The sequence below is a fragment of the Anaeroplasma sp. genome, from assembly GCF_034179385.1.
Classification (GTDB): Bacteria; Bacillota_I; Bacilli_A; order Acholeplasmatales; family Anaeroplasmataceae; genus Anaeroplasma.
The window spans coordinates 1-4,325 of sequence record NZ_JAXFPY010000055.1 but is presented as its reverse complement, the minus strand read 5'-3'; the positions used below and the strand labels follow the sequence as shown (position 1 = coordinate 4,325).

Below are 4,325 nucleotides of genomic sequence, written 5' to 3'. Positions count from 1 at the left end.
TTCGCCTATGTTATAAACATTCCCTACATAGCTTGTTCTATTTGCTGCGTTATCGTTATTTAATTGCTTCATCCCTACTTTACCTCCTTGAATTCTTGGTTAGATGAACCTACATAAGGTTTTACTGTAGTCTTTAATCTTTCGATAAATGGACCACATTTCAAATACTTTATCTTACTCTTTATTTCTTCTGGAACATCAGATTCTTGATGACCGGTATAAAGTGCTATATCAAAACCTTCTAGCTTATTAATAAGTACTATTAAAGCTTCCTTTTGATATAATGGCTCTCCACCAGTAATAGTTAATTTGTTATTCTTCATATTTGATTTCAATTCCTGAACCAAATCATCAATTTCTATTTCGATACCATTCCTGATATCCCATGTTGATTCATTTTGACATCCAGGACAATGAATATCACAGCCTTGAAGGAATAAGTCAGTTCTTATTCCTGGGCCATCAACTAAGCTGTTATCATATCTAATTGTATTAATTACTATCTTCATTAGAACTCACCTACCAATCTCATTACTCGATTATTTTGCTGCTCTAATCTTTTCTTTTTGTATTCGATTCTTGCTTTTCTTCTTAACTTATCCTCTTGTGTAGGAATATGTCTGTACTTATCTTGAACCATATCGTAATGATTATCATGGACCAATCTGCTAGACAAATCTAATTTGTTTTGATCTTGCGCATTATGGCACTTTAGGTAATCATCCTTAGAATTTGATTCACTAAGTTCCTGATACTCGTCATATGTAATTTCTTTACAATCTAGGATTGCATCCTTATGATCATGTTTAACTCTTGGTAAGTATCTTGCAATTTTTGCTGCCTCCTTACCAGTTTCTGCCATTACAGCGAATGGAACAGGAACATACTGCTTTTTGCCTACATGGCCACATTTTGCTACTACTTTGAAATACTTCATCATATCAATCACCTATCCTTTACACCTATATTTTCGCAAATCTTTTGAACCATTATTAGTGACAAAACTGTAGGGGTTTTCTCACCTTTGATTCACATCTACTTGCTACACCCTTATTATCGTTTAGGTTAAAGATGGTAAATAGTGACAAAACTGTAGGGGTATAAAAAAAGGAACTCCTATAAATCTAGGAATTCCTCAAAATCCATATCAAAGAAATCAAGAATACGGTCCATAGTTTCAGCCTTTACGATACCATCGTGAATCCATCTTCTAATAACCTCATCATTTACATAACCCATTTCTTCTGCAAAAGCAGCTTGAGTCATGCCCTTTCTTTTGATTTGAATTTTTAATGCTTTGCCGAATCTCTTCGCCAAAGGTTCTCTTTTTGTTGTCATATGCAATTACCTCCTTTGCGAAGATAATTGCTTACCAATGCTCCAGAGTTCACATATAACTTCGAGAACAATTTAATTATAACAAAAAAATGGCATTTAAGCCATCTTTAAGCATTATTATAAATATTTCTTCATATTATTATCTAATTCATCATAAATAGTTAATTTTCTTTGCATAGAATCAAAAACCAAAGTAACTGTTTCGGTATTCGATAAATTTCTTCCCGTAAAAAATATAAAATTACCATACATACAGAACAAATTAGTATAGGCAAAATTTAACCCTATAGTTAATCCTAAAAATGCAATTTCAAATAAAGTTGCAGCAACTGCAAGTCCACCATTTGAATTAACCCATATTACTATAATATTTGCAATTACAGCAATATAAGATATTCTTCTAAACCACTTATATTTTTTCTTTTCTTCATTTGTATCATACCAAGTTCCATCAGCATTCATATTAAAAATAGTATTAGAATGAGCCATTAAATCAATATCTTGAATTCTTTTTTTGGCATTAATGGAATGGGTAAACATTAATATAGCAAATACTAACCAAATATTTTCAAATAGAGAGAATGTCGAATACATTTTAAATGCAATACTTGTTAGGATTGTTGATATAACTCCCACTATAATTAATGCTACTGCAAGAACATATACTATTAATTTAGATTTATTAAAATCACTAATTGGTCCAAACCAAACATGCTCTTTTTTAGAATTCTTGATAAATGTGCTGATTATTTGCTTATCATCAGAAGTATTTTTAACACTCTCCTTTGGCAATACATTTTCACTTACATTTGATTGAGCACTAGCATTTTGATTGGATTTTTGATTCTTTAATAAATCCAATATTTCTTCATTTTGAACAATTAAAGTATCTAATTTTTCAAATACATTATTAGGCTTATTTTCCATAACAAGAATCTCCTATTTTATTAGAATTCATAGTACTTACCTTTATATAAGTATGTATAGTATCCATCCCATGAACATATAAAATCGATTGTAAACAAAATAGTAAAACAAAAGAAACTAAGTACTATAGATAACACACACATAATTGTAACAGGAACAGAAATATTTAACACTGAAAAAAGGATTGGACCTAAAACCATAATAATGTTTAACACCGCAAGAACATATTTTAAAACACTAACTTTATTTTCAAATATTATATCTCCATTAGATGTTAATCTTGCCTTTTTCCTTGAAAAACATAAAAATGACGAGACATTTATTCTATTTTTTGACATTAACGATTTAATTAATAAAAGGATTCCGGTAAATAATGAAACAAGGTAAGATGTCATTACATACCAAAATTCTAATACTGAAGATCCAATAATACCAGTTAAAGCCAAAAAAAGAATAATACCACTTACAATCATCCCTTTTCGAAAGTTTCTTTTTAAAAGCACTTTATCGTGATATTCATAAAACAATACACCATTTAGCTTAATTTCTTTTTCCTCCTCCATCGATAAATTGTGAAGTGATTGAAACTCTATAAGCTCCTCATACTTATATTTAGGAACACCCTTTGATATATCGACCATATAGTCATATTTTTCCTTAGAAATATCCGATGAAATCTGTTTTGTTTGATTTATAATATTAAATATTTCTTTTAATATATCAAGAGAGAATTCCTTTAAACACGAAAATTGAGATTCATGGTATTTTTCATATAGTTTATATAAACCATTTTCTAAATCTAAAATATAACTATTATTAGCATTCAAAAAATCCTTTAATCGGTTAAAAGTAAATCTAATTGTGCTATTTATATCATCACGAATAATCTTTAAACATCTGGATAATTCATCTTCTTTTTTTAAATCATCGAAATTCAAATTAAGAATATAATCAATTGTTGCTAAGTAAACTTTGGACATAGCTGGCAATGTATCAGTCCAATAATAAAAATCATGTCTTCCTCTTGCATTACATAACGATGCATATAATGGTGCCTCCCAATCAAGAGGTCTTAAAAGACTGATATGATTATAATACTTTTGAGCTGTTTGATAATCCTCATAATCCCAGGTTCTTTTTGCTAAAGCATATAAATCTTCAATGCTAATACCCTCTAATCTTTGAGAGATATCTTCTATTTGCTCACCTTGTTTATCTAGTTTATCAAATACATTCTGAGGCTTATTTTCCATTCTTGATTGCCTCCAATTTTAATCGTTCTTGTTTTAATTCATCATCGGTTATTTCTCTACCATCTATTAATCTAGATGTTCTTCTGGCAATAATTCTATTCTCAACTAAATAGTCTTGCATATTATTTAGCATATCAATAGTTTTATTAAGCTTCTCCTCCATAGAATTAAGCTTAATGTCTTTTAGTATGCTAATCTGACCTTGCAAAATTCTATTTTGTTCATCCAAATTATTTATTTCAATTTCTTTACTGGATAATAATGACTTATATAATATGATATCTTGTTCTGATATTTTATTCGAATCTATGGATTCCTGTAATTCTTCTTTTAATCTTGCTACTTCGTTTTTATACTCAGTGTTTAGTCTTTCGGTTTCTCCAAAAATACTAGTATAATATTCAGCATCAAAATCAACTCTAATTCCTTTTATATAATCAATATAATAATTGATTAAACTATAATATACCTTCAAATAATTGATTACAGATTCAATACCAAGCCATTTTTCTTTTTTATGCTTATGATCATTACATTTCTTAATATAATCTGGTAGTTTTTCATATGTATAATCATCTAGTTTCAATTCTTTTAAAAGGAATGACTTTATTTTTTCTTCTCTTACAATAAAACCACATGTTCTAGAATCATCATAGGAAATGCTATTTTCATCTAGAATATATTTAATTGTAGCCTCTAATAAATCAAGGTAAGAATCATAGAAAGAATTACTTTTAGATTTTATATTTCTTTCTAATGTATTATATCTATTTGTTAAGGATTCATTAAATAGTTTCATCTTTTAAC

General features: G+C 28.6%; 6 protein-coding genes. All 6 read right to left on the bottom strand.

The window, feature by feature from the left end; genetic code table 11:
- Positions 1-74 precede the first annotated feature (74 nt).
- Positions 75-509 carry a 4Fe-4S cluster-binding domain-containing protein gene (locus SPJ17_RS03570; RefSeq protein ID WP_321092834.1) on the bottom strand — a complete coding sequence of 145 codons (435 nt, stop codon included), beginning with the start codon at positions 507-509 and terminating at the stop codon, positions 75-77.
- Positions 509-940, bottom strand: coding sequence for a hypothetical protein (locus SPJ17_RS03565; RefSeq protein WP_321092833.1), 432 nt, complete (start codon positions 938-940; stop codon positions 509-511). Before SPJ17_RS03565 ends, SPJ17_RS03570 begins: the two co-directional genes overlap by 1 nt.
- Before the next feature lie 176 nt (positions 941-1,116).
- Positions 1,117-1,338 (bottom strand): helix-turn-helix transcriptional regulator, encoded by a 222-nt coding sequence (locus tag SPJ17_RS03560; RefSeq protein ID WP_321092831.1) that lies wholly within the window; start codon positions 1,336-1,338, stop codon positions 1,117-1,119.
- Between the two features lie 117 nt (positions 1,339-1,455).
- A complete protein-coding gene (locus tag SPJ17_RS03555) occupies positions 1,456-2,265 on the bottom strand; it encodes a hypothetical protein (RefSeq protein WP_321092830.1) in 810 nt (269 codons plus the stop codon).
- A 20-nt stretch (positions 2,266-2,285) separates the two neighbouring features.
- Positions 2,286-3,518: a hypothetical protein gene (locus SPJ17_RS03550; protein WP_321092829.1), complete on the bottom strand. Its 1,233-nt coding sequence runs from the start codon at positions 3,516-3,518 to the stop codon at positions 2,286-2,288.
- A complete protein-coding gene (locus SPJ17_RS03545) occupies positions 3,508-4,317 on the bottom strand; it encodes a hypothetical protein (protein WP_321092827.1) in 810 nt (269 codons plus the stop codon). The genes SPJ17_RS03550 and SPJ17_RS03545 overlap by 11 nt, the downstream gene beginning before the upstream one ends.
- Positions 4,318-4,325: the final 8 nt, after the last annotated feature.

What these genes read in the sequence shown, in the direction of transcription:
- SPJ17_RS03550 (WP_321092829.1), bottom strand. Translation starts at nt 3,518, where the DNA reads ATGGAAAATAAGCCTCAGAATGTATTTGATAAACTAGATAAACAAGGT.
- SPJ17_RS03560 (WP_321092831.1), bottom strand. Translation starts at nt 1,338, where the DNA reads ATGACAACAAAAAGAGAACCTTTGGCGAAGAGATTCGGCAAAGCATTA.
- SPJ17_RS03555 (WP_321092830.1), bottom strand. Translation starts at nt 2,265, where the DNA reads ATGGAAAATAAGCCTAATAATGTATTTGAAAAATTAGATACTTTAATT.
- SPJ17_RS03545 (WP_321092827.1), bottom strand. Translation starts at nt 4,317, where the DNA reads ATGAAACTATTTAATGAATCCTTAACAAATAGATATAATACATTAGAA.
- SPJ17_RS03565 (WP_321092833.1), bottom strand. Translation starts at nt 940, where the DNA reads ATGATGAAGTATTTCAAAGTAGTAGCAAAATGTGGCCATGTAGGCAAA.
- SPJ17_RS03570 (WP_321092834.1), bottom strand. Translation starts at nt 509, where the DNA reads ATGAAGATAGTAATTAATACAATTAGATATGATAACAGCTTAGTTGAT.